This window comes from Acetanaerobacterium sp. MSJ-12, from assembly GCF_018917875.1.
Lineage (GTDB): Bacteria > Bacillota > Clostridia > Oscillospirales > Ruminococcaceae > Bittarella > Bittarella massiliensis.
This window is the reverse complement of record NZ_JAHLPK010000002.1, coordinates 275,326-298,341: the sequence shown is the minus strand read 5'-3', so window position 1 is coordinate 298,341 and position 23,016 is coordinate 275,326. Positions and strand designations below refer to the sequence as shown.

At 66.3% G+C, this 23,016-nt stretch carries 21 protein-coding genes; 6 read left to right on the top strand and 15 right to left on the bottom strand.

From position 1 onward, the window contains the following. Positions 1 to 59 precede the first annotated feature (59 nt). The 4 genes from tsaD to polA are packed head-to-tail and all read right to left on the bottom strand — an operon-like array spanning position 60 to position 4,535. The gene (tsaD, locus tag KQI11_RS03355; protein ID WP_216401088.1) at positions 60 to 1,070 is read right to left on the bottom strand and encodes a tRNA (adenosine(37)-N6)-threonylcarbamoyltransferase complex transferase subunit TsaD; all 1,011 of its coding nucleotides are present in this window, start codon (positions 1,068 to 1,070) and stop codon (positions 60 to 62) included. Next, entirely contained in the window at positions 1,051 to 1,548 is a 498-nt protein-coding gene (gene rimI / locus KQI11_RS03350) for a ribosomal protein S18-alanine N-acetyltransferase (RefSeq protein WP_216401087.1), read from the bottom strand. Before rimI ends, tsaD begins: the two co-directional genes overlap by 20 nt. Beyond that, the gene (locus tag KQI11_RS03345; protein WP_185915788.1) at positions 1,538 to 1,969 is read right to left on the bottom strand and encodes an arsenate reductase/protein-tyrosine-phosphatase family protein; all 432 of its coding nucleotides are present in this window, start codon (positions 1,967 to 1,969) and stop codon (positions 1,538 to 1,540) included. Before KQI11_RS03345 ends, rimI begins: the two co-directional genes overlap by 11 nt. Positions 1,970 to 2,003: 34 nt before the next feature. Next, positions 2,004 to 4,535 carry a DNA polymerase I gene (gene polA / locus KQI11_RS03340; protein ID WP_216401086.1) on the bottom strand — a complete coding sequence of 844 codons (2,532 nt, stop codon included), beginning with the start codon at positions 4,533 to 4,535 and terminating at the stop codon, positions 2,004 to 2,006. A 191-nt stretch (positions 4,536 to 4,726) separates the two neighbouring features. On the opposite strand from polA, the gene dusB reads away from it, so the two are divergent. Continuing rightward, a complete protein-coding gene (dusB, locus tag KQI11_RS03335) occupies positions 4,727 to 5,707 on the top strand; it encodes a tRNA dihydrouridine synthase DusB (RefSeq protein WP_353653902.1) in 981 nt (326 codons plus the stop codon). A 280-nt stretch (positions 5,708 to 5,987) separates the two neighbouring features. After that, entirely contained in the window at positions 5,988 to 6,266 is a 279-nt protein-coding gene (locus tag KQI11_RS13425; protein ID WP_353653905.1) for a helix-turn-helix domain-containing protein, read from the top strand. A gap of 345 nt (positions 6,267 to 6,611) precedes the next feature. Here the strand turns inward: KQI11_RS13425 and KQI11_RS03325 are convergent, their stop codons facing one another. Genes KQI11_RS03325 through yfbR form a run of 3 tightly spaced genes read right to left on the bottom strand, consistent with a single transcriptional unit; the run spans position 6,612 to position 8,510 of the window. Further along, positions 6,612 to 7,406 (bottom strand): class I SAM-dependent methyltransferase, encoded by a 795-nt coding sequence (locus KQI11_RS03325; protein WP_216401084.1) that lies wholly within the window; start codon positions 7,404 to 7,406, stop codon positions 6,612 to 6,614. 31 nt (positions 7,407 to 7,437) lie between these two features. Continuing rightward, the gene (locus tag KQI11_RS03320; RefSeq protein WP_216401127.1) at positions 7,438 to 7,914 is read right to left on the bottom strand and encodes a VOC family protein; all 477 of its coding nucleotides are present in this window, start codon (positions 7,912 to 7,914) and stop codon (positions 7,438 to 7,440) included. Positions 7,915 to 7,925: 11 nt separating this feature from the next. Further along, positions 7,926 to 8,510, bottom strand: a complete 585-nt coding sequence (yfbR, locus tag KQI11_RS03315) for a 5'-deoxynucleotidase (protein WP_185915791.1) — start codon at positions 8,508 to 8,510, stop codon at positions 7,926 to 7,928. 256 nt (positions 8,511 to 8,766) lie between these two features. Between yfbR and KQI11_RS03310 the strand changes: the two genes are divergently transcribed. Beyond that, a complete protein-coding gene (locus tag KQI11_RS03310; protein ID WP_286172516.1) occupies positions 8,767 to 11,136 on the top strand; it encodes a YfhO family protein in 2,370 nt (789 codons plus the stop codon). 157 nt (positions 11,137 to 11,293) lie between these two features. Then, positions 11,294 to 12,817, top strand: a complete 1,524-nt coding sequence (locus tag KQI11_RS03305; RefSeq protein WP_216401082.1) for a phosphohexomutase domain-containing protein — start codon at positions 11,294 to 11,296, stop codon at positions 12,815 to 12,817. 57 nt (positions 12,818 to 12,874) lie between these two features. Here the strand turns inward: KQI11_RS03305 and KQI11_RS03300 are convergent, their stop codons facing one another. After that, positions 12,875 to 14,056, bottom strand: a complete 1,182-nt coding sequence (locus KQI11_RS03300) for an adenosylhomocysteinase (RefSeq protein ID WP_216401081.1) — start codon at positions 14,054 to 14,056, stop codon at positions 12,875 to 12,877. Between the two features lie 129 nt (positions 14,057 to 14,185). Here KQI11_RS03300 and KQI11_RS03295 point away from each other — a divergent pair, with 129 nt between their 5' ends. Beyond that, complete coding sequence (locus KQI11_RS03295; protein WP_216401080.1) at positions 14,186 to 14,623, top strand: GNAT family N-acetyltransferase; 438 nt, start codon at positions 14,186 to 14,188, stop codon at positions 14,621 to 14,623. A 39-nt stretch (positions 14,624 to 14,662) separates the two neighbouring features. Continuing rightward, complete coding sequence (locus tag KQI11_RS03290) at positions 14,663 to 15,331, top strand: Crp/Fnr family transcriptional regulator (protein WP_216401079.1); 669 nt, start codon at positions 14,663 to 14,665, stop codon at positions 15,329 to 15,331. A gap of 71 nt (positions 15,332 to 15,402) precedes the next feature. Here the strand turns inward: KQI11_RS03290 and KQI11_RS03285 are convergent, their stop codons facing one another. The 7 genes from KQI11_RS03285 to KQI11_RS03255 form a co-directional block, all read right to left on the bottom strand. Then, entirely contained in the window at positions 15,403 to 16,248 is an 846-nt protein-coding gene (locus KQI11_RS03285; RefSeq protein WP_216401078.1) for an ABC transporter substrate-binding protein, read from the bottom strand. Continuing rightward, positions 16,241 to 17,407 (bottom strand): P-loop NTPase family protein, encoded by a 1,167-nt coding sequence (locus tag KQI11_RS03280; protein ID WP_216401077.1) that lies wholly within the window; start codon positions 17,405 to 17,407, stop codon positions 16,241 to 16,243. Before KQI11_RS03280 ends, KQI11_RS03285 begins: the two co-directional genes overlap by 8 nt. Before the next feature lie 446 nt (positions 17,408 to 17,853). Beyond that, on the bottom strand, positions 17,854 to 18,498 hold the full coding sequence (locus KQI11_RS03275) for an HAD family hydrolase (RefSeq protein WP_216401076.1): 645 nt from the start codon (positions 18,496 to 18,498) through the stop codon (positions 17,854 to 17,856). After that, positions 18,489 to 19,139, bottom strand: a complete 651-nt coding sequence (gene thiE / locus KQI11_RS03270; protein ID WP_286172481.1) for a thiamine phosphate synthase — start codon at positions 19,137 to 19,139, stop codon at positions 18,489 to 18,491. The genes KQI11_RS03275 and thiE overlap by 10 nt, the downstream gene beginning before the upstream one ends. Further along, complete coding sequence (thiM, locus tag KQI11_RS03265) at positions 19,114 to 19,956, bottom strand: hydroxyethylthiazole kinase (RefSeq protein WP_216401075.1); 843 nt, start codon at positions 19,954 to 19,956, stop codon at positions 19,114 to 19,116. Before thiM ends, thiE begins: the two co-directional genes overlap by 26 nt. Positions 19,957 to 20,482: 526 nt before the next feature. After that, a complete protein-coding gene (locus KQI11_RS03260; protein ID WP_185915802.1) occupies positions 20,483 to 21,481 on the bottom strand; it encodes a GGGtGRT protein in 999 nt (332 codons plus the stop codon). Between the two features lie 30 nt (positions 21,482 to 21,511). Next, on the bottom strand, positions 21,512 to 22,204 hold the full coding sequence (locus tag KQI11_RS03255) for an iron-sulfur cluster assembly scaffold protein (protein ID WP_021660272.1): 693 nt from the start codon (positions 22,202 to 22,204) through the stop codon (positions 21,512 to 21,514). Positions 22,205 to 23,016 lie beyond the last annotated feature (812 nt).

Below are 23,016 nucleotides of genomic sequence, written 5' to 3'. Positions count from 1 at the left end.
TTCGGGCCAAAAAGGCGATCCGCCCCCGCAGGGGGCAGACCGCCTTTTCTCTCTCTTTTTTACCCCACCAGGTCGATGGGCAGGCTGGCCACCGCGTTCCAGCCCAGCCCGGCCAGGTTGCCGGCGCAGTACTCATAGTACCCCTGGGAGGCGATCATCGCCCCGTTGTCCCCGCAGAGGGAGAGAGGCGGCAGGTAGAGGGCCAACCCCTCCTCCCGACAGCGCTCGCTCAACTTCCCCCGCAGCCCCGAGTTGGCGCTGACCCCCCCGGCCACCGCCAGGGTCTTGTAGCCCAGGTCCCGGGCCGCCGCCAGCAGGTTGTGGCAGAGGATGTCGGCCACCTTTTCCTGAAAGCTGGCGCAGATGTCGTCCACCGGCAGCGCCGCGCCCCGCTGGGCGGCGTTGTGGGCGGTGTTGATGACCGCTGTCTTGAGGCCGGAAAAGCTGAAGTCGTACTTCCCCGCCACCTTGGGGGTGGGGAAGGAGAAGGTCCCCTTGTCCCCCCGCTGGGCGGCCCTGTCCAGGGCGATCCCCCCCGGGTAGGGGAAGCCCAGGGTGCGGGCGGCCTTGTCAAAGGCCTCGCCTGCGGCGTCGTCCAGGGTGCGGCCCACCACCCGAAACGCGGTGTAGGAGAGCACCTCGATGATGTGGCTGTGTCCCCCCGACACCACCAGGCAGAGAAAGGGCGGCTGCAAGTCGGGGTGGGCGATGTAGTTGGCGGCGATGTGCCCCCGCAGGTGGTGCACCGGCACCAGGGGTTTCCCCGCCGAATAGGCCAGCCCCTTGGCGAAGTTGAGCCCCACCAGCAGACAGCCGATCAGCCCCGGGGCATAGGTCACCGCCACCGCGCCGATCTCCTCCAGGGGGACCCCCGCCTCTTCCAGGGCCTGGCGGTAAATCTGCGAGATGGCCTCGGCGTGCCGGCGGGAGGCGATTTCCGGCACCACCCCGCCGTAGAGGCGGTGCTCCTCGATCTGCGAGGCCACCACGTTGGAGAGCACCTCTCTCCCGTCTCTCACCACCGCGCAGGCGGTCTCGTCGCAGGACGACTCAATTCCCAGTACCAGCATCCTCTGCCGCGCTCCTTCCGTCACTCTCTAGTCGCAGGTTCAAAATCAGGGCGTCCTCGTCCGGCGCCCGGTAAAACCGGGGCCGCCGCCCCGCCGCCGCAAACCCCAGCTTGCGGTAGAGGGCCACCGCCCCCCGGTTGGAGGCCCGCACCTCCAGCGAGCAGAGGGCGGCCCCCGCCGCCCGGCCCCGCTCCAGCAGGGCGAGCGCCAGGGTCTCGGCCACCCCGCGGCGGCGGCAGTCGGGCCGCACCGCCAGGGTGTTGATGTGCAGGTCGTCGGCCACCAAGGTGGCAAAGAGGTAGCCCGCCACCCGCCGCCCCCGGTCCAGGGCGCAGAGGCAGAGGGCCCCCGGCGCCCCCGGCGCGGCCAGCACGTCGCCCCGGCCCCAGGCGCTGGGGCCGAAGGTCGCCGCCTCGATGGCCGCCACCTCTTCCAGCAGCGCCCCCTGGGCGGGGAGCACCGTCCAGCTAGCGGCCATCGGCGCCCAGCTCCTGCAAGATGCCGTTGACCGCCGCCGAGATCTGCGACAGGCAGGCCCGGTAGGCCTCGATCCCCTGGCCGTAGGGGTCGGAGACGCCGCCCCCCAGCAGGTGCACCTTCTTCATGCTGCCGCTGTCGAGCACCGCCTCCAAGATCTCCCGGTGCTGCTCGGTCATCACGTAGATCTCGTCGGCGTCCTCCACCGCCCGCATGGTCAGGGTGCTCGAGCGAAAGGCCCCGCTGTCGATCCCGATCTCCGCCAGGGCGGCGGCCGCCTCGGGGGTGATGGTGTCCCCCGGAAAGGCGGAGAACCCGCAGCTTGCGCAGGTGATGCTCTCATCCCTGCACCGGGCGCGAAACACCAGCTCCGCCATGGGGCTGCGGCAGGTGTTGCCGGTACAGGCGAACAGGATTTTCATTTCGCACTTCCCTCCGTCACTCTCGTTGTCTCTGTCATCCCTTGGCCAGGTACCAGTTGACGCCGGTGTGGGCGTCCACCACCAGGGGCACCGCCAGCGCGGCCGCGCCCTGCATCTCCTCGGTCACCAGGTCGGCCACCCGCTGGGCGTCTTCCTCCCGCGCCTCCACGATCAGCTCGTCGTGCACCTGCAAAATCAGTTTGGCGTCCAGCCCCTCGTCGCGCAGCCGCTCCCAGACCCGGCACATGGCGATCTTGATGATGTCCGCCGCCGTCCCCTGGATGGGGGAGTTCATGGCCATCCGCTTGCCCAGCGCCTGCAATACCTTGTTCTTGCTGGCCAGCTCCCGGATGTACCGGCGGCGGCCGTAGAGGGTGGTGACGTACCCGGAGTCCCGGGCGTCCTCCACCGTTCTCTCCATAAAGGCGCGCACCCCCTGGTAGGTCTCCAGGTAGCCCTTGATGTAAGCGTCCGCCTCGGCCACCGATACCTCGATGTCCTGCGCCAGGGAGTAGGCGCCGATGCCGTAGACGATGCCAAAGTTGACCGCCTTGGCCCGGCGGCGCATCTGGGGGGTCACGAAGTCCAGCGGCATCCCGAACACCTGGGAGGCGGTGATGGTGTGGATGTCCTGCCCGCTGCGAAAGGCCTCGATCATCCGCTCGTCATCTGCCATGTGGGCCAGCACCCGCAGCTCGATCTGGGAGTAGTCGGCGTCCACCAGGGTGTATCCCGGCCGGGCCACGAAGAACTTGCGCAGCTCGCTGCCCAGGGGGGTGCGCACCGGGATGTTTTGCATGTTGGGCTCGGTGGAGGAGATTCGCCCGGTGCGGGTCTCGGTCTGGTTGAAGCGGGAGTGGATCCGCCCGTCCTCCCGCACCACCTTCAACAGCCCCTCCACATAGGTGGATTTGAGCTTGGTGTAGCTGCGGTAGTCCAGGATGTCCTGAATCACCGGGTCCTTGCCCAGCAGGCCGTTCAGGACGTCGGCGTTGGTGGACCAGCCGGTCTTGGTCTTCTTGCCGTGGGGCAGCCCCAGATCCTCAAACAGGGCGACGCCCAACTGCTGGGGGCTGTTGATGTTGAACGACCGCCCCACCCGGTCGAAGATGCGCTGCTGCACCTGGGCGATGTCCAGGTCGAGCATCTCCCCGTACTGGCGGATGCCCTCGCAGTCCACCGCGACGCCGGTCTCCTCCATATCGCAGAGGACCTGGGCCAGGGGCAGTTCGATGCGCGCCAACAGCTCGGTCTCCCCCGCTGCCGCCAACTTCTCTTGCAGGGTGGCGAGCAGGGACATCAGGGTGGCGAGCTCCCCCTTCTGGGGCAGCTCCTCCTCCAATGAAAAGGCCGGGGCGGCCCCGTACTCGCCGATGAGCGCCTCCAGCTGGTAGGCGCTGGCGGTGGGGTTGAGCAGGTAGGCCGCCAACATCCCGTCAAAGGCGATCCCCGCCGCCTCGGGCAGCAGGTGGTAGAGGGCCTTGCTGTCAAAAACCCACTTGGCGACCGTTTCATCTGCCAGCAGGGGGGCGATTTCGGCGAGGCCGGGGTAGAGGGCCACGTCCGCCCCCCGCACCGCCGCCCAGCGGCCGTCCTCCAGCGCCAGCACCCCCACCGGCCCCTCGCCGGCGGGCAGGGCGTCGGCCACCCGGGCAGGGGGCAGGGGGGCGGCCTCTTTCTCGCCCTCGGGGGCGGGGGCCGCGCCGTCGGGGTGCAGCCCCAGGCGGCCGATGAGCGACTGCATCTCCAGCTGGGAGAGGGTCTGGTAGAGCCAGCCCTCGTCCGCCGGGGCGGTCTTGTAGTGGCTCAGGTCCCCGTCGATGGGGACGTCGGTGCGGATCTCCGCCAGCTGGCGGGAGAGGTAGGCCGTCTCCCGCCCCTTTTCCAGCTTGGCCCGCACCCCCGGTTTGATGGCCGGGTCGTCCAGGTGCTCGTACACCCCGTCCAGGGTGCCGAACTGGGCGATCAGGCTCAGGGCGGTCTTCTCCCCGATCCCCGCCACCCCGGGGATGTTGTCGGAGCTGTCCCCCATCAGGGCCTTGACCTCGATCATCTGGATGGGGTCGACCCCGTAGCGCTCCCGGATCGACTCGGGGGTCAGCACCTCGGACTTCTGGGTGGTGGAGAGGCGCACCGACACCCGCTCGCCGATGAGCTGGTAGCTGTCCCGGTCCCCGGTGCAGAGGACGCACTCCTCCCCCCCCTCCCGACAGAGGCGGGCGAAGGTGCCCAGGATGTCGTCGGCCTCAAACCCCTCCACCGCCAGCAGGGGGTAGCCCATCTTCTGCAAAATCTCCTTGAGCAGGGGCAGCTGCTGGGCCAGCTCGTCGGGCATCCCCTTGCGGCCGGCCTTGTACTGGTCGTACTGCAGGTGGCGGAAGGTGGGGGCCCGCAGGTCAAAGGCGATGGCGATGCCGTCCGGCTCCACCTCCTGCCGGATGCCCAGAAGGATGTTGAGAAAGCCGTAGATGGCGTTGGTGTAGCTGCCGTCCTTGGTGGTCAGCAGCTTGATGCCGTAAAAGGCCCGGTTGACGATGCTGTTGCCGTCGATGCAAACGAATTTCATCCCAGTCTCCCCTCCCCCGGCGGCCGTCTGGCCCGGGGCGATATGCGCGCAAAAACAGATGGTATTAGTATACCACAAAAACCGCCCGATTGGTTGTATCCCGCCGGCTTTTTTGGTAAAATACAGCGTGTGCCCCGGGGCCGGCCGGCCCCGGGCCAAATTTCGAGCACCTGAAAAGAGGAGGGATCGCCGTGTTGACAGTCGGCGGCAGGGAAATCGCCTGCCCAGTGAGCCTGGCCCCCATGGCCGGGGTGGCCGACAGCGCCTTTCGCCAGCTCTGCAAGGAGTTTGGCTGCGGCCTCCTCACCAGTGAGATGGTCAGCGCCAAGGCCCTCACCATGAGCGACCGCAAGACGAAAGACCTGTTGCGCCGCGCCCCCATCGAGGCCCCCTTCGCCATTCAGCTCTTCGGCGACGACCCGGAGATCATGGCCCGGGCCGCCGAACTGGTGATGGCCTGGAAACCCGATTTCATCGACATCAACATGGGCTGCCCCGCCCCCAAGATCGCCGGAAACGGCAGCGGCAGCAGCCTGATGAAAAACCCACCCCTGGCGGCAGCCATCGTGCGGGCGGTGGTGGCCGCGGTGGAGGTGCCGGTGACCGTCAAGATCCGCAAGGGGTGGGATGAGCACTCGGTCAACGCCGTGGAGGTGGCCCTTCTCTGCCAGGAGGCGGGGGCCGCTGCCGTCGCCGTGCACGGCAAGACCCGGGAGCAGATGTACGCCCCCCCGGTAGACCGCGCCGTCATCCGCCAGGTGAAGGAGGCCCTCTCGGTGCCGGTCATCGGCAACGGCGAGATCGACTCCCCCGAGGCCGCGGCGCAGATGTTTGCCGAGACCGGCTGCGACGGCATCATGGTGGGGCGGGGCGCCCTGGGCCGCCCCTGGCTCTTCGCCCAGATAAACGAGTATCTGCAGACCGGCGAGGTGCGCACCCGTCCTACCCCCCGCCAGAAGATGGCCTGCCTGCTGCGCCAGGCCGAACTGGCCATTGCCCACAAGGGCGAAAAGCGGGCCATGGCCGAGATGCGCAAACACGCCGCCTGGTATTTTAAGGGGGGGCGGGGCGCCTCCAAACTGCGGGCCAAGGCCGGCACCCTCACCACCTATCAAGCCCTGGAGGAGATGACCAAGGAGGCCCTGGACTTGGGCTGCCTGGAAAACGGATAAAGCCTGCACCCACAGAAGAAGGGCCTCTTTTTAAAGGGGGCCTTCTTCTCTCCCCGGCCGCGCCTCTTTCAGCGCCCACTCGCAGCACTGCAAAATCAACGAGTTGAGCGAGGTCCCCACCTCTTCCTTGGTTTGCAGCCGTTTTCCGCATATTGCCCCAGTGGGGCGAACCCGTTATGGCGGCCAGCTCTTTGGCAGCTGATTGGCGAAAAATCGGCGGCGTCCCGCACCCTTTCCCCGCCGGTTATTCTACAACGGCCATAGACCATTGCATTATTCAATGCAATGGTCTATTATTTATCATATTTTATACTTGTTTTTATTCAAACATACAGGACAATCATTTGGGGGGAGCGTCATGTTAAAATTGTGCGTGCTTGAAAAATTAAATCAGATGGGGAAAACAAAATATTGGCTCTACAAACAGATGGGGATGAGCTATCAAAACTTTAGTAGGATGGTGAACGGCGAAACCCGATCCATCAAGTTCAGCAATCTGGAACTTTTGTGCAATGTCCTGGACTGCGAGCCCGGGGATCTATTTGTATACGAAAAGTAGCTCATCTTCTCTGGGCAAAATGCGCTTGCTTTTTTAAGCGTCCGTTTTCTGCGCTGCACTCAAAAAGACGTTCTATTGAAGAAGGGTTTGGGCACAGTATAAATTCATCTTGAGATTTTTTAAAAGAACAACTTTGGTAAGCAAAAAGGAACTGCGCCGAATCGGTGCAGTTCCTTTTATTTTGACAGATAAAATGACCATATCGGCGGCTTCCCCCGCCAATTCCCACAGGTATCGAGCCACCCCCTGCGGCGGGCGGTGGGTGCCAAGCCCTCGGGCCGTCCCTCTCTTTGCCGGGCAGCGAGCCCGGGGCGAAGGTGCGTGCCGCCCATCTTTGGGCCGGGGCTACCCCCTCTTGCAGACCAGCAGGGCGTGGTTGCTCATTCCGGTGCAGGACTCGCTGTCCGCCATGCTGTCCAGCAGCGGTCTCATCCGCTCGAACTTTTCATCGTCCATGGCCTCGACGGCGCTCATGGTCACAAAGAAATCGGTGCCGAGGTTTTTCACCTTCTCGAAGCCGTATCTCCGGGCGACCGCCTCGATCTCCTCGGGCATGGTGTAGAAAAACAGGTCGGGGTTCAGGTCGTCCCTGCTCTGCTCCAGCAAAAACGCGTTTGCCCGCTCGTTGGGGTAGCGCTCCCTGAGCTGGTCGTGCACGCAGCCGCCCGCATAGACGCCGACCCGGCTGATATAGGCAAAGGCGGCCACCCCACCCCGCCTGCAGATCCGCCTGCACTCGGAAAACACCAGTTCCCGCTCGTCCGGGGGCAGGTGGTACAGGGGGCCGAGGCAGAGGACGACGTCGAAGGCGCCGTCTGAAATCTCCCGCAGACAGGTGGCGTCCCCCAGCTGCGCCCGCACGTTTGCAAGCCCCCTCTTGGCCGCCTTTTCCCGGAGCGCCGCGACGTGCTCCGGGACCAGGTCCACCCCCAGGTACTCCCGGCACCGGTCGGCGAAGTGCAGGGCGTAGTAGCCGGTGCCGCAGCCCAGTTCAACCACCGACGCGCCCCTGCCGACATACCCGTCCAGGTGGCGCTTGGTGTAGTAAAATTCCAGCCCGGCGTACCGGGACTGGGTGGCACGGCCCTCCTCCTCGCCGCCCCGGTACTTCTCCCGGATCCGGCCCTCGTTCCTCGCCATCTTTTCTCTTCCCTCCCCTGTGCGGGGCGCTCTACTCGAACGCCTTCTGTGCGGCGGCCTCCTCCACAAATTTCAGCGGGTGCTGGATGAGGGCCGCCACCTCCTGTGCGCTGTGGCCCGCGGCCAGGTAGCGCCGGGCGATCACCCCCATGTCCTCCCCCACCTCGACCAGGTGGCCGTCCGGGTCGTAGAGGCGCACCACCCGCTGTTTCCACTCCTGTTCCTTTGGCGGGCCGGCCAGCTCGACCCCGCCGTACCCCTCCACCCGGGCGAGGAAGGCGTCGAAATCGTCCACCTCGAAGTAGAGCTCCATGTTGTGGCTGCGCGAAACCACCGACGCCGGTTCCAGCCCGGTCAGCCAGGCAAAGTCCTCCTGCACGGCAAAGCCGCCGTCAAAGGTGATGTTTTTGCCCAGGTCCAGGCTCACCTTCTGCCCGAAGAGGGCCCCATAAAAACTCTTTGAGCGCTCCACGTCCTGCACCGCCAACAGCGGCAGCCGGTATTTGATCTCCATCCGTCTCATCCCTCCATCTCGTCCAGGCTGCGGTAGTAGCCCGGCATCAGCTTTTCCAAAAAGTAGTCCACCTCGGGCAGGCGCATCTGCCGCAGGTCCCTCTCCTGGGCGGCCTTGGCCGCCCCGAACTCGGTGTTGCCGCTCTTTTCCTCTTCGATGCACTTGGCCAGGGCCGACAGCTTGTCCGCCGCCTTCACCAACTGCTCCACCTCCGGGTCGGCAAAGGGCTCAAAGTAGCGGGCAAAGTCGGGGCGCAGCTCTTCGGGCAGCATCCCCAGCAGCCGCTCGTCGGCAATGCGCTCCACCTGTTTGTAGGCCCCCCGGATCTCATCGCTGTAGTATTTGACCGGGGTGGGCAGGTCGCCGGTGATGATTTCGCTGGCGTCGTGGTAGATGGCGCAGAGGGCCAACTGCCCCAGGTCCACCCGGCCGCCGTAGAGGCGGTTGCGCACCGCTCCCAGCCCGTGGGCGATCATCGCCACCTCCAGGGCGTGTTCCGACAGGTTTTCGGTGCGGTTGTTGCGCATCAGCCCCCAGCGGGCAATGTATTTCATCCGGGAGACCATCCCGTAAAAGTGGTACTCTGCCATCTCAAACCATCCTCCCCAAAATCGGCCGCCGGTTTTTCACAGGTTGCACAAAGCGGCCCAAAAGGCCCAAATCCGACGGAAAAATGTGCTATAATGGCCGCAAGCGGTTGTCGCCCATCCCGGGCGGCCGCCCTTTGGCAGTGGCATCTGGCCACAGGGCAGGGAGCAGACGGCGTTTGCACCTGCCCGGCCCTCCCCCGCACAACAGCCGTTTTGCGGCTATTATACCATGAAAGAGAGAAAGCAGGAAGTGAGCATGCAGCCAACCTCCCCCCTCGCCGGCAATGCCGCCGGCCAGAAAGAGCGCACCGCGGCGGTCTTTTTTCTCTGCTGCCTGATGGCGGCCCTTTTTTTGCTGCCCTTTGTGGTGGCCGACGGAGGGGTCTTCCTCTACTTTGGCGACTACAACGTGCAGGAGATCCCCTTTTACCAGCACGTCCACCAGCTGGTGCGCAGCGGCCGCTGGTTCTGGGACCTGGGCACCGACTTGGGGGTCAATTTCATCGGCTCATACAGTTTTTACATGCTGGGCAGCCTCTTTTTCTGGCTGATGCTCCCCTTCCCCACCAGCTGGGTGCCCTACCTGATGGCCCCCATGTTCTGCCTCAAATTCGGGGTCTGCGGCCTCACCGCCTACGTCTACCTGCGCCGGTTTGTGCAAAACCGCGACTACGCCATGCTGGGGGCCGTCCTCTACGCCTTCTCCGGCTTCACCGTCTACAACATCTTCTTCAACCACTTTGTGGACGTGGTGGCCCTCTTCCCCCTCCTCCTCATCGGGCTGGAGCGGTATGTGGTCGACGGCAAAAAGGGCGGCTTCGCCATCGCCGTGGCCCTGAACATGATGCTCAACTACTTCTTCTTTGTGGGGCAGGCGGTCTTTTTGCTCCTCTACTTCCTCTGCCGCCTGCCCTGCCGGGAATTCCGCGTCACCCCCCGGGTCTTCTTCGGCCTCGCCTTTGAGACCGTTCTCGGCTGCATGGGGGGGCTGGTCCTCTTTTTGCCGGGCATCCTCGCCGTCCTCGGCAACCCGCGGGTGGACAACTTCCTCTTCGGCCAAAACCTGCTGTTTTACGGTGAGACCCAGCGCTACGGCGGGCTGCTCTCCTCCCTCTTCTTCATGCCGGAAGTCCCCTCCCGCCCCAACTTCTTCCCCCAGGAGTGGGCCAAGTGGTCCTCCATGTCGGCCTGGCTGCCCCTTTTTTCCCTCACCGCCCTCATCGCCTACTTTCGCACCGTCAAAAAGAGCTTTGTCAAGCGGGCCCTCGTCGTCTGCGCCGTGATGGCGGCCGTCCCCATCCTCAACAGCGCCTTTTACGCCTTCAACAACTCCTACTACGCCCGCTGGTTTTACATGCCCATCCTCCTGATGTGCCTGGGCTCGGTCAAGGCGCTGGAACTGCCGGGGGTCTCCTTTCGCAAGCCCGCCGTCGCCACCGGGGTGGCCATCGGCTGCTTTGCCCTCATCGGCCTGGTGCCGGCCAAGAAGTCGGGCAAGATCGTCCTCGGGGCCGAGGCGGACACCCTGCGCTTCTGGGTCTGGATCGCCTTTTCGGCGGCCTGCCTGGCCCTTTTCTGCCTGCTCCTGCGCCGCCGGCGGGAGCACGCCCTCTTCTTCCGCGCCACCCTGGCCTGCCTCTGCGCGGTGAGCGTGGCCTACTCCCTGGTCTATCTCAGTTGGGGGCGCAAGTACTCCTACGGCAGCGACTACATGCGAAACACCGCCCTCGCCGGCGGGGCGGGCATCGTTCAGCAGGACGACAGCGACTTTTACCGCAGCGACTACTACAGCGCCATGGACAATTTGGGGATGTTCTGGCAGACCAACACCATCCAGTGCTTTCACACGGTGGTGCCGGTCTCCCTCATCGAGTTTTACGAGTACCTGGGCGTCACCCGGGACGTCCACTCCAACCCGCCCATCGAGCAGTACGCCCTGCGAAACCTCCTCTCGGTCAAATACCTCTACGACGACCAGAGCTTTGCCCAGTCCGCCCCCATCGGGCAGCTGCCGGGCTACCTCTCGCTGGGGCGGCGGGGCGACTTTGAGGTGTACCAAAACCAAAACTACCTGCCCATGGGCTTTGCCTACTCCCAGTACATGACCCAGTCCCAGTGCGACGCCCTGGCCCAGTCCATCCGCTCCCGGGCCATGCTCCAGGCCGTCCTGCTGGACGAGGAGGGGATCAACGAGAACCAGGACCTGCTCTCCCCCGCGCCGGACATGCTGGACGCCGAGCTGGAGAGCTACAACCTGAAAGCCGACTGCGACGCCCTGCGCGCCCAGTCCGCCTACGCCTTTGAGGAGACCCGGACCGGCTTTCTCTCCCGCACCGACCTGGCGCGGGAATCCCTGGTCTTTTACAGCGTTCCCTACGACGAGGGGTTCACCGCCACCGCCAACGGCAAACCGGTAAAAATCTACCGGGCCAACGCCGGTTTCATGGCGGTGCGGGTCCCGGCGGGAGAGTGCGAGATCATCTTTTCCTATGACCCGCCCGGCCTCACGGTGGGGAAATGGGCCTTTGTGGGCTTTGCGGGCATCTACCTGCTCTACCTCCCCCTCTGCCTGCGCTCGGCCCGCCGCCCCGGCCCCCCCGCCCGCCGCATCCGGCGGGCACACTGAAGGGCGCTTCAAAAAATGGCCCCTTTTTTTGGCGGAAAGGGCAATTGAAAAGGCCGGGCAAACCGGCTATGATGAAAGGTACAAAATGGGAGGGGATCTATCCCCCCCGCCAATGGACACAGACAAATTCGCGATGCGATATGAGGAGGCCTGACAGATGGGCGATTACAGAGCACTGCAAAATGGAAGCGACATCCGCGGCGTTGCATTGGAGGGGGTCGCCGGCGAGCCGGTGAACCTCACCGAGCGGGCCGCCCGGGAGCTGGCGGCCGCCTTCGCCCTCTGGCTGTCCCAGAAGACCGGCAAGCCCCTGCCCCAACTCACCGTCTCGGTGGGGCGGGACTCCCGCCTCTCCGGCCCGGCCCTGCTGGCGGCCGCCGCCGAGGGGCTGCAGGGCGCCGGGGTGTCGGTGGTCGACTGCCAGATGGCCTCGACCCCGGCCATGTTCATGTCCACCGTCCTGCCCGGCCACGGGTACGACGGGGCCATCATGATCACCGCCAGCCACCTGCCCTACAACCGCAACGGGCTCAAGTTTTTCACCAGAGAGGGCGGACTGGAGCACGAGGACATCGAGGCCCTGACCGAACTGGCCCTGGGCGAGCTGCCCAGCGGGCAGAGCGCCCCTGTGCGCCAGGCCGACCTGATCTCCGACTACGCCCTGCACCTGGTGAAGAAGATCCGCGAGGGGATCGACGACCCCGACCACTATAACCAGCCCCTGCAGGGCTTTAAGATCGCGGTGGACGCGGGCAACGGCGCGGGCGGTTTCTTCGCCCAGAAGGTGCTCTGCCCCCTGGGGGCCGACGTCTCCGCCTCCCGCTACCTCGACCCGGACGGCCGTTTCCCCAACCACGTGCCCAACCCCGAGGACCCGGCCGCCATGCAGTCCATCATCGAGGCGGTGAAGGAGGGGGGCTGCGACCTGGGCCTCATCTTCGACACCGACGTGGACCGGGCCGGCGCGGTGGACCGAAACGGCAAGGAGATCAACCGCAACCGGCTCATCGCCCTGCTCTCCTGCATCGTGCTGGAGGACTGCCCCGGCGGCACCATCGTCACCGACTCGGTCACCTCCAGCCACCTGGGCGCCTTTATCGAGGAGCTGGGCGGGGTGCACCACCGCTTCAAGCGGGGCTACAAAAACGTCATCAACGAGTCCATCCGCCTGGCGAAGGAGGGGGTCCCCTCCCCCCTGGCCATCGAGACTTCGGGCCACGGCGCCCTCAAGGAGAACTACTACCTGGACGACGGCGCCTACCTCTGCGCCAAGATCCTCATCAAGGCCGCCACCCTGCGGCAGGTGGGCAAGACCATCGACACCCTGCTGGCCGACCTGCAGGAACCGGCCGAGGCGGTCGAGCTCCGCTTCAAAATCAAGGTGCCCGACTTTGCCGCCTACGGCAAGCAGGTGCTGGCCGACCTGGAAAGTTATGTCGACGCCCAGCCCGGCTGGGAGAAGGCCCCCCAGAACCACGAGGGCATCCGGGTCAGCTTCTCCGACGAGGGGGAGCGGGGCTGGTTCTTGCTGCGGATGTCCCTGCACGACCCCATCCTCCCCCTGAACATCGAGAGCGACGACTGCGGCGGGGCCAAAAAAATTGCCGAGAAGGTCTACGGCTTCATCCAGCGCTACGACCAGCTGGACATTCAGCCCCTGAAAACCTATCTGGGCCTCTGACGCGCAAAAAAAGAGAGCGGCCGCCAACTGGGCGGTGGCTCTCTTTTTTCCTTTGCCCTACTGGGGCCAGCTCTCCAGGCAGAGGCGGCAGGCCTCCCGGTCCACCGAGGGGGGCAGGGGCTGGATGCCCGGCCGGGCCCGACCGGCCAAAATCTCCTCCAGGCTCAACAGCTGCAGGGCGTATCCCAGGTCCATCACCTCCAGGGGGTTGCCGGCCCCCGCCGCCAGGTTGATGGGGTTGGCGCTCTGCAGCAGGTAGGCGCTCCTGTCGGCAAAGCGAAATTCCTCGATCTCGCCGGGCAGCCGCCGGACCTCCCGGGCGGCGGTCCGCAATCCCTCCACGTCGATTTCCATGTTGTAGTGGCCGGCGTTGCAGAGGACCGCCCCGTCCCGCAGCAGGGGCAGGTGGCGGGGCCCCAGCACGTCAAAGCGGCCGGTGACGGTGACCACCAGTTCCGCCCGGGGCAGCAGCTCCTCCAGCGCGCCGGTGCGGTGACCCTCCACCCGGGCCTTGAGCAGCCGCACCGGGTCGGTGTCCCAGACCATGGTCTGCGCCCCCAGGGCCCGCAGCCGCTGGGTGATCCCCGCGCCGCAGTAGCCGTAGCCCACCACCAGCACCGGCTTGCCCCCCAGCAGCATCGAGGTGGCCCGCAAGATCCCGTCCACCACCGACTGGCCGACCCCGGCCTCGTTTTCGATGAGCCGCTTCACCGGCGAGTCGTCGATCACCAGCAGGGGGAAGTCGGGGGCGATCCCCTCCCGCTCCAGAATCAGCCGCCCCGAGCGGGTCTCCTCGATTCCCCCCAGGGGCCGCCAAGCGGGCGCCTCCCCCGCAAACTGCTGCAGGATGCCCGCGCCGTTGTCCATCAGCAGGTCATAGGGCCCCTCGGCCAGGGCGGCGCGGAGATTTTGCCGCAGGTCCTCCAGCCGGTCGCCCCGGCCGGCGAGCACCGTCACCCCCGGCAGGCCGGCCAGGTAGGCGGCCGTCCCTGGTTTGGTGGAGCCCAGGTTCCCCACAAAGACGATCCGCTCGGCCCCGCCCCGCAGCAGCACCTCGGTGCGCACCGCGGCCTTGGGCTCACAGTGCATGCAGATGAGGAGGGAGCGCCCCGCAAAGGGCTTCTCCCGCCCGTAGCGCTCGCCGAACTGGCGGAGCACCGGCATCTTGGCCCGCCGCCAGGCGACCTCCGCCTCCCCCTGGGGCGCCAGGGCCCGGTCGTCGATTTTGGATCGCAGCATCTCTTCGTCCTCCTTTTCCTTTCTCTCTCTATCATACCCCCTCCCCCGCCGGGCCGTTAGGACAAAGGTCACACTTTCTCTTTTTCCCCCTTGGGGGTATAATGGGGTCACAGAAAGGGGCGATCTGCCGTGACCCTGCGAGAAGCTGCCGCCGGCGATTTGGATTCGCTGTTGCACCTCTACCTCCACCTGCACGAGACCTCTCTCCCCCCGGAGGGGGAAGGGCTGCGCGCCGCCTGGCGGCAGTTGTTGGACGACCCCGGCTGCCACCTGATCGTAGCCGAGGAGGAGGGGCGTATCCTCGCCTCCTGCACCTGCTACCTCCTCCCCAACCTGACCCGGGGCGCCCGGCCCTTTGCCCTGGTGGAAAACGTGGTCACCCACCCCGACCACCGCCGGCGAGGCTGCGCCACAGCCTGCCTGCGCCGGGCGGAGGAGATCGCCCGCCGGGCGGGCTGCTACAAAATCATGTTGATGAGCGGCGCCAAGGACGAGGGCACCCTCTCCTTCTACCGCGAGGCGGGCTTTGACAGCGGGGAGAAGACCGCTTTTATTCGGCGGCTCTAGCCCTGCCGCAAACCGATTTTTCAGAAAGGGGACCTGCCCGTGTCCACCGCCGCCCAGCTCTACGACGAGTGCGGACTGCAGCGCTATTTTTCCGCCGACCTGCGCCCCCTCTTCACCCTCCGCCCCTTTTCCAAGGGGGCCCATCTCTGCCAGAAGGGGGCGCCGTTTTCCACCTTCTACTACTTTGTGAAGGGCCGCGCCCAGGTCTACACCCCGCTGGAGAGCGGCTCCCTCCTCCTGCAGGGGTACTACACCCGGCCCCGGTGGATCGGGGACGCCGAGATCCTGCTCTGCGACACCTACTTCTCCAGCGTGCAGGCCCTCGCCCCCTCCCTCTGTCTGGGCGCTCCGCGGGAGGCGGTCCTCCGCGCGGTCGAGGGGGACGCCCGCTTCTACCGCGCCATCGGCCAAGACCTGGCGCGGATGGTCCGCCGCAACGGGGGGAACACCGCCATCAACCTCTCCTACCCCCTCAAGGCCCGGGTCTGCGCCTATCTGGGGTATGAGGCCCGCCAGCAGGGCAGCCTGTCGGTGCAGGTCAACCTCTCGGCGGCCACCGCCCTGCTGGGGGCCAGCTACCGCCACCTGCAGCGCTGCCTGCGCCAGCTGGAAGAGGCGGGCGCCCTCCGCCGGGAGCGGGGGCGCATCCTCCTGCTGGACACCGCCCTCTTTGCCCCCATCGAGGGGGGCGGCTACGAGTACGCCTGACCCCCCATCCCACCCGCCAAAAAGAGCGCCGGACAGAAACCTGTCCGGCGCTCTCTTCACAAAAAACAAGGTCAGTTCGCCCCGCCAAACACCTGGGGGTACTGGGCGGTGACGGCGGGGATCAGCTGCAAAAACAGGGCTGAACTGCACCGCTCAAAGGGGGCCATCTGCAAAAAGGTCACCCGCCCCTCCTGCACGCAGGCCATCTCGGCAAAGCCCGGCAGCTGCTGCAGCTCCTCCAGCGTCAGGGCGTCGGTGCAAAAGAGCACCTCCGGCTCGGCCATCCCCTCCAGGGCGGCATACCCTTCCGCGGCCGCGGCGGTGTTCTCCCCCAGCAACCGCCCAAAGAGGTCGGCTTCCAGCGTCCCCGCCCCCGCCAGGTAGCCCCGCGGGTCGCAGAGCACCGCAAAGCTGGGGCGGTGCGCAGCGCCGATTTTTTCATCCAGGGCGGCCACCCAGCTCTCCACGTCCGCGGCGAAGAGGCGGCCCTCCTCCGCCCGTTCACCGGCAAAACAGGCGGCGATGTCCCGGTAAAAGCCGGCCAACCCCTCCAGGGTGGTGGGGGTGGCAAGGACCACCACCGGGCAGTCCACGGCCCCCTCGGGCAGGGGCTGGCTGCTCAGCACCAGGTCGGCCTTCAGCTCGGCAATGGCCGCCCCGTCGGGGAGGAGGGCGGTCCCCACCGGCTGGGCGCCCTCCAGCCCGGGCAGCCGGCTGCCGTCGCAGACCCCGGCGATCTGCCCGCCGTAGCCCATCCCCACGGCCGCCTCCGCCAGGTGCTCCGAGAGCACCGCCACCCGCTTCGGTGCGCCGGAGATCGTCACCCCCCGCACCGTCGCCGGGAACCCCTTTTGGCCGCAGCCGGCCAGCAGCAGGGCGGCCGCCAGCAGCAGGGCCAGCCCTCGCCGCCTAGCCATCCGCCTCCACCAGCAGGGTGCCCAGCAGCCGCTGGGCGGACTGGGGGGTAAAGGCCGTCTGCTTGAGCTCCCACTCCAGCGCCCGGCGCTTGAGTTCGTCCCGGGGCATCTCCAGCCCCCGCAGGGGGGCCAGCTTGTAGAGCAGCTCCAAATACTCCAACTGGGTCAATTTCTGCAGCGGGAGCACCCGTTCAAAGACGATGCCCGCATCGGCCAGCCCCTCGGCGCTCACCGCCGTGGCCGCCAGCGAGACGTTCCCCGGCAGCGACCCCACCTGAGTGAAGTAGTGGGCGATGGCGCGCAGCTGGGCGTCGGTGATGTCGTCGCAGAGCACCAAAAACCGGGCGGGCATCTCCCCCAGCGCCGCAAAGAGGGACTCCACGTCCTCCCCCCGGCACCAGACCAGCCGGGTGCCCTGGGCGCACTCAAACCAGCAGGTCTTGGCCAGGGTGGTCTTGCCCGCGCCCTCCTCCCCGGTGATGAGCAGCCGGGGCATCGCCCCCTGGGGCGCCAGGGAGAAGAGGGCCTGCCCCTTTTCATAGCACCCGTCCAACCCGGCCAGGGTCTCCCGGCGGCTGGGGCCCGACTGGGGCTGGGGCACCAGCTCCCCCTCCTCGGTGTAGCAAAACACCGGGCACTGGGCCGCAAAGCCGCAGCCGTTTTCCCGGTAGTGCTCGGCCAGGCGGACCAGCTCGTCCCCCCAGTCGCCCTCGGCCCGGTATTTCTTGTGCCCCTCGGTCCACTCGGGCAGCACGTCGATGACCCGCTCCCTGTCGCCGTAGGCCGAGAAGAGGAGCACCTTCAGCTCCTTAGCGGAGGCTTTAGAGAGGGCGCAGAGCATGCTCAAATCGTTCTTGGCCGCCTGCCGCAGGTGGGACGGGGTGGCCAAAAAGCCCTCTCTGGCGCAGAGGGCGGAGAAGGGGTTTTCGTCCCGCAGCGCCCGGCCAAAGAGGTAGTCGGGCAGCGAGCCCTGGCCGTCCCCCTCGCAGAGGGCGCGGTAGAAGCCGCACCAGGCCCGGCAGACCTGGTCAAAGTCCCCCCCGAAGAGGGAGCAGAGGCGCTCCAGCTCCCGAAGGGCCGGGCTCTCGGCGGTCTCCCGGTAGAGGGAGATGGACTGGATGTAGAGGTGGAGGGATTCAAAGCGGTTGAGTTTGCTCATGTCGGCGGCTTCCTTTTCGTCTTTATTTTCTTTTATTCTACCGGGTTTGCCCCCCACCGTCAACCAAAGGGCCCATTCCAACCGCCCGCGCGGTGAGAGAGGGCCGTTCGTCGCGGGAGCGGGGAGGAGATGGCGTTCCCCGCCCCGAGGAGAGCGCTTCCACCCCTTGCCGCACCCCTCCGGACAGGGCCGACCAAGCGGGGGTCTGCCATCCTTCCGTGCCCTCCCTGCCCTTTCGCACGGCCGCTTGCGATGGCGAGCTCTTGCGGCAAGGCGCGACAGGTGCTCCCTGTCCCCCTCCCCTGTCCCGTCAGGGGCGGCGCAGCGCCTGTTCTCGCCCACAACCGATGACTTTGCCAGCCGACCCCGCGCGACAAAAGCGCGCTGCCTCCTGTTGGGGGCAGCGCGCTGCACATTATATGGGCAATGCCTCTTCCATTTACAGCTTACAGCAGTTCCCGGTAGTCCGCGATCGTCCGGTCGGCAGCGCAGGCCGTCCCCTCACCGCCGGTCACCGCCACCGTGCGGCAGCCCGCAGCCCTGGCGGCAGCCAGGGCGTGGGGGGCGTCCTCAAAGACCCAGGTCTCCCCCACCGCCGCGCCCAGCCGGGCGGCAGCCACGGCGTAAAACTCTGGCCTCTCTTTGTTGCAGCCGGCCTCGGTGCAGCTGTGCACAAAGGCAAAGTAGCCGCGCAGGCCCAGCTCGTCCAGCACCGCCTCGGCGGTGGCCCGCTCCACTGCGGTGGCCAGGCAGCAGGGCACCCCTGCCGCAGCCAGGGACTGCAGGTATGCCTCCGCCCCCGGCAGGATCACCGCGCGGCCCCGCTCGCGCACCGCCGCCCAGTAGCGGCGGGCGACGATCCCGTCGATCTGGCGCAAAATCTCCTCCGGGGGATAGGGCACCCCCAGCTCCCGGGAAAACCAGGCGGCCGACTGCTCCAGGCTCATGGCCGTCAGCCGCTCGTCCAGATCCACCGGCACCGGGACCCCCTGCTCCACCAGGTAGCGCTCCCCCACCCCCGACCACACGTCCATGGTCCAGAGCAGGGTGCCGTCCAGGTCAAAGGCCGCAGCCTTGGGCGTCACTTCCACAGCCGGCGGGTCAGCTCGTCGAGCTCTCTGGTGGCGGCCAGCACGTCGTCCTGGGCGAAGATGGCCGAGACCACCGCCGCGCCGTCCACCCCGCTGGCCTCCAGCTCCAGCAGATTTTCCGGGTGGATGCCGCCGATGGCCACCACCGGGATGGAGACGCTCTCGCAGAGGGCTTTCATCTCGGCCATGGACATGGTGCCGTCGATCTGTTTGGTGGTGGTGAAGAAGGCCGCGCCGGTGCCCAGGTAGTCGGCCCCCTGCGCCTCGGCCTCGCGGGCCTGGGCGATGGTCTTGGTCGAGACCCCGATGATCTTGTCCGGGCCCAGGATCTTGCGCGCCAGGTCACAGGGCAGGTCGGTCTGGCCAATGTGCACCCCGTCGGCGTCCACCGCCTGGGCGATGGTCAGGTTGTCGTCGATCACCAGCGGCACCCCGTAGCGGTCGGTCACGGCCTTGACCTCTCTTGCCACCTGCAAAAACTCCCGGTCGCCGGCCTCCTTCTCCCGCAGCTGCACAAAGGTGGCGCCGCCCTTAAGGCAGTCCTCCACCATCTGCCCCAGGGTGCGCCCCCGCAGCCAGGCCCGGTCGGTCACGGCGTACAGCCGCATAGCGCTTCTAATCTGCTCTCTCGAAAATTTCAATGTCCTCTCCTCCATCCAGTTCCCCGCCGGTCAGGCAGGCCAATTCGTCCATGAGCAGCACCCGGTAGCTGCCGGTGCCCTCCCGTCCTGTCTCCTCCAGCAGCCGCCGGCGCGCCCGGGCGCCGCACAGCCCCATGGCACAGACGGCGGCCGCCGCAGCCTCCAGCGGCTGCTGGGGCGAAGCCGCCAAAAAGGCGCCGGTGACGGCGGTGAGCATGCAGCCGGTGCCGGTGACCCGGGCCATCAGGGGGTGGCCGCCGCGGATGGCAAAGGTCCTCGCCCCGTCGCTCACAAAGTCCACCTCGCCGGTGACCGCCACCACCGTCTGCGCGCGGCGGGCGAGGGCCCCGATTTGGGCCGCCCGCTCCCGCAGGGAGGCGGTGGCGCCCAGGTCCTCTGGCGCCGCGTCCACCCCCCGGGCCCCACCGCCCTCGCCCAGCAGGGCCCGCAGTTCTGACAGGTTGCAGCGAATGGCCGCCAGCGGCAGCTCCTTCCAGAGGCCGCGGGCCGTCTCGGTGCGCAGGCGGGACGCCCCCGCCCCCACCGGGTCCAAAACCACCGGGATGCCCCGGCGGGCCGCCTCCCGCCCCGCCCCGTAAAAGGCGTTTAAGTTCTGCCGGCGCAGGGTACCGATGTTGAGCACCACCCCCCCGGCCAGGGCGGCGATCTCCGCCACCTCGTCGGGATCGTCGGCCATGATGGGACTGCCCCCCACCGCCAACAGGGCGTTGGCGCAGTCGTTCATGGTGACGGTGTTGGTGATGCAGTGGATGAGCGGCCCCTGCTCCCGCAGGGCGTTTAAGTACTGTCCCAGCAAAAAGATCGCTCCCTCTCCGCACAATTTTGGGTACAAAAAAAGAGGATGCACCCGACTGAATGCACCCCCGCGCCCCCTGTTGAGGCGGCGCTCTTTTCCCTACGTTGGCATGATCCAAATCAGGTTGAAACCGGTCGACACGATGGCGACGAATAGTCGCCATCGTGTCCCCATTTGTTTTTGAAAACTAAAGTTTTCAATTTTGCCCGTTGGGCAAAACCTACAAATGGTACGGTAACAACTAGTCTCTGCTTCTCACCTTGGCTTCTGCTTCCGTGAGACGAGTAGTCGCCAGCACATATCCATCCGGCTTTCAAAAAAGTTTTTTGAAAGCCGGGCAGCACAGCAGCGACTGCTCTCTTTTCGCCAGTGTCCTCTCAGCCCGTTTGCGGACTCCCGGACTATTCTCTTTTTCTCTTCAAAGTCTATCACAGCCCCGGGGCGATTGCAACCCCGCCCCAGCGCGCAAAAGGGCCCCCGGCTTTTACCAGCCAGGGGCCCTTTTTGATGATATGAACTCTCTCGCTTAGTTGTTGTGCTCTTCCACGGCAACCGCGCAGGCGACGGTGGCGCCGACCATGGGGTTGTTGCCCATGCCGATCAGACCCATCATCTCCACGTGCGCCGGCACAGAGGAGGAACCGGCGAACTGGGCGTCGCCGTGCATCCGGCCCAGGGAGTCGGTCAGGCCGTAAGAGGCCGGGCCGGCAGCCACGTTGTCCGGGTGCAGGGTGCGGCCGGTGCCGCCGCCGGAGGCGACGGAGAAGTACTTCTTGCCGTTCTCGATGGCCCACTTTTTGTAGGTGCCGGCCACCAGGTGCTGGAAGCGGGCGGGGTTGGTGGAGTTGCCGGTGATGGAGACGTCGACCTTCTCCGACTTCATGATGGCAACGCCCTCGAGCACGTCGTTGGCGCCGTAGACGCGAACGGCAGCCCGCTCGCCCTCGGAATAGGGGATTTCCCGCACGACCTTCAGATCGCCGGTCTTGAAGTCGTACTCGGTCTCCACATAGGTGAAGCCGTTGATGCGGGAGATGATGTAGGCGGCGTCTTTGCCCAGCCCGTTGAGGATGACCCGCAGGGGTTTCTTGCGGGCCTTGTTGGCGGTGCGGGCAATGCCGATGGCGCCCTCGGCCGCGGCGAAGGACTCGTGCCCAGCCAGGAAGCAGAAGCAGTCGGTCTCCTCTCTCAGCAGCATGGCGCCCAGGTTGCCGTGGCCCTGGCCCACATCCCGCTGCTCGGCGACCGAGCCGGGGATGCAGAACGCCTGCAGGCCGATGCCGATGGCCTCGGCGGCCTCGGCGGCTTTTTTGATGCCCTTCTTGATGGCGATGGCGGTGCCCAGGGTGTAGGCCCACACGGCGTTGTCAAAGGCGATGGGCTGTACGCCCTTCACGATCTCGCCCACGTCGATGCCCTTGCTCTTGCAGAGCTCGTCGGCCTCCTCCAGGGTCTTGAAGCCGTACTCGGCCAGGCAGGCGTCGATCTTCGCCATTCTTCTCTCTTTACCTTCAAATTGTGCCATATTCGCAAACCTCCTTCTGTCCGTATTCCCTTACTCTTCGCGGGGATCGATGTACTTGGCCGCGCCGTCGTAGCGCCCGTAGGTGCCGACGTTCTTCTCGAAGGCCTCTTTGGGGTCTGCTCCACGGCGAATATCTTCCATCATCTTGCCCAGGCGGCAGAACTTGTAGCCGATGACCTCGTCGTTTTCGTCCAGGGCGGTGGAGAGGACGTAGCCCTCGGCCATCTCCAGGTAGCGAACGCCCTTGGCGGCGGTGGAGTACATGGTGCCCACCTGGCTGCGCAGGCCCTTGCCCAGGTCTTCCAGCCCGGCGCCCACCGGCAGCCCGTCCTCCGAGAAGGCGGTCTGGGTGCGGCCGTAGACGATCTGCAGGAACAGCTCTCTCATGGCCACGTTGATGGCGTCGCACACCAGGTCGGTGTTGAGCGCCTCGAGGATGGTCTTGCCGGGCAGGATCTCAGCGGCCATGGCGGCGGAGTGGGTCATGCCCGAGCAGCCGATGGTCTCCACCAGAGCCTCCTGGATGACCCCCTCTTTCACGTTGAGGGTCAGCTTGCAGGTGCCCTGCTGGGGGGCGCACCAGCCCACGCCGTGGGTCAGGCCGGAGATGTCGGGGATCTGGTAGGCCTTTACCCATTTGCCCTCCTCGGGGATGGGAGCGGGACCGTGGTGCGGGCCCTTGGCCACGACGCACATTTTCTCGACTTCATGAGAATAGTTCATATCAAAACTCCTTTCGGTTTTTTGGGGACAGGAACCGCAGATAGAGCTGCGCCCTGCGCGCAGTCCAATCTACAATACATTATAGTATGCCTGTCCCGGTTTCGCAAGGGCGTGTCAAAAAATTCACAACGGATGGCCCCATCCCGCCGCCGCATTCCCGGCGCGGCGTTGTCCCACAAGTAGACCCCACAAAAAAGCTGGTCGCCGCGCCCGGCCAACTGCTGGACCGACCGGGCGCCATCCGCTCTTCCACGCGGCGCGGCAGGGGGGTTCCATGCGGCAGGCACCCGCCATATCGCCTGCTGCGGCCCGCCTCGCTATCTCCACTGCTGCCAACGGCGATGCCCGGCTGGGGGATGGCGACGCCCCCTATCCGCGCATTCCCCCAGCGACGCCCGGCGCGGTCCACGCCGTGCAAACCAAAAGGGTCTGTCCTCCCGCGGTTCATCGGGCCGGGCGGTCGCGCTCGGCGGGCAAAAAAGTGTATCGGCCTGCGCGTTGGGGGTGCGAAGCGGGTTGCCGCCAGTAAAGCCGCATTGCCGCCGAAAAAGAGGCGGGCCCTATTCCCCTCGCAGTTGTCCTTCAAGGAGCAATGGCTATGGCAATCGGCAAAAAAGAGGGGGCAATGCAGAGACCTGTCCCTGCCCCCCCGGCGGCCTATGCAAAACTCGCTCCCTTTTCCCGCCCCGCTGCCAAATCTGCGCGGTCGGCATCCCACACCAAGCCGTTTGTCCATGCCTCCGCCCCTGTCCTGGGTCGCCGGGCCGTCAACCCCACATCGCCGCAGCGCCCCTTCTCCAACGCCCTCTCCC

Bases quoted from the DNA above. Each gene is read 5' to 3' on its own strand.
- tsaD (WP_216401088.1), bottom strand. From the start codon at position 1,070: ATGCTGGTACTGGGAATTGAGTCGTCCTGCGACGAGACCGCCTGCGCG.
- rimI (WP_216401087.1), bottom strand. From the start codon at position 1,548: ATGGCCGCTAGCTGGACGGTGCTCCCCGCCCAGGGGGCGCTGCTGGAA.
- KQI11_RS03345 (WP_185915788.1), bottom strand. From the start codon at position 1,969: ATGAAAATCCTGTTCGCCTGTACCGGCAACACCTGCCGCAGCCCCATG.
- polA (WP_216401086.1), bottom strand. From the start codon at position 4,535: ATGAAATTCGTTTGCATCGACGGCAACAGCATCGTCAACCGGGCCTTT.
- KQI11_RS13425 (WP_353653905.1), top strand. From the start codon at position 5,988: ATGCAATGGTCTATTATTTATCATATTTTATACTTGTTTTTATTCAAA.
- KQI11_RS03325 (WP_216401084.1), bottom strand. From the start codon at position 7,406: ATGGCGAGGAACGAGGGCCGGATCCGGGAGAAGTACCGGGGCGGCGAG.
- yfbR (WP_185915791.1), bottom strand. From the start codon at position 8,510: ATGGCAGAGTACCACTTTTACGGGATGGTCTCCCGGATGAAATACATT.
- KQI11_RS03310 (WP_286172516.1), top strand. From the start codon at position 8,767: ATGCAGCCAACCTCCCCCCTCGCCGGCAATGCCGCCGGCCAGAAAGAG.
- KQI11_RS03305 (WP_216401082.1), top strand. From the start codon at position 11,294: ATGGGCGATTACAGAGCACTGCAAAATGGAAGCGACATCCGCGGCGTT.
- KQI11_RS03300 (WP_216401081.1), bottom strand. From the start codon at position 14,056: ATGCTGCGATCCAAAATCGACGACCGGGCCCTGGCGCCCCAGGGGGAG.
- KQI11_RS03285 (WP_216401078.1), bottom strand. From the start codon at position 16,248: ATGGCTAGGCGGCGAGGGCTGGCCCTGCTGCTGGCGGCCGCCCTGCTG.
- KQI11_RS03280 (WP_216401077.1), bottom strand. From the start codon at position 17,407: ATGAGCAAACTCAACCGCTTTGAATCCCTCCACCTCTACATCCAGTCC.
- KQI11_RS03260 (WP_185915802.1), bottom strand. From the start codon at position 21,481: ATGGCACAATTTGAAGGTAAAGAGAGAAGAATGGCGAAGATCGACGCC.
- KQI11_RS03255 (WP_021660272.1), bottom strand. From the start codon at position 22,204: ATGAACTATTCTCATGAAGTCGAGAAAATGTGCGTCGTGGCCAAGGGC.